This window comes from Vibrio sp. 1402 (assembly GCF_033340275.1).
In genome coordinates this window covers 1-537 of the sequence record NZ_JAWOWE010000633.1, presented here as the reverse complement: position 1 = coordinate 537, position 537 = coordinate 1, and the positions used below count along the sequence as shown (strand labels likewise).

Here is a 537-nt window from a genome sequence, read left to right as displayed (position 1 = left end):
AAAATAACTAATTCTTATATGCACAAATTAAAATATTTCTCGGCGTAACTGATTTAGGGCAAAACTCTGCCAATCTAACACGATAACCACGTTCTTCAAGATAAAGCACTTTGTCTAATGCGAGCCAGATCTCCAAAGGTCGCTGAAAAACCAGTTGCACTAAGCTCATTCTTTCCATATGCCAAAAACGTTTTATTGCCCGCCTTTCAAACTCGGCAAAGTCAATCGCTTGGTTAATCTCGATACCTTTTTGTTTCGCAGCCCAGAGACACAATGCCTCAAAACCATCACTTAACTGTGATTTTCGAATGCTTGGCACGGGTTGATACTCATCAACTCCCAAAATCTCACGTGTCAGTAAATCAAAACCAAGCCTGAATACCATCTCTTGTTGACGATGGCGACGCACACGTTCACCGCCTGTCACCGTCTGTTGCAATGGAATGCGCAGTTCATGCTTAGACAAAATGAGTTCAGACGCTCGCACTGATTGGGATAACGCTTGGTACGTCTCGCTTTGAATCAAATGATAACAGC

The 537-nt window shown here is 42.6% G+C and carries 1 pseudogene; it reads right to left on the bottom strand.

Going from position 1 to position 537, the window contains the following annotated elements:
• Positions 1 to 7: 7 nt before the first annotated feature.
• A pseudogene (locus tag R7044_RS27660) lies at positions 8 to 537 on the bottom strand (SAM-dependent methyltransferase); the annotation flags it as partial.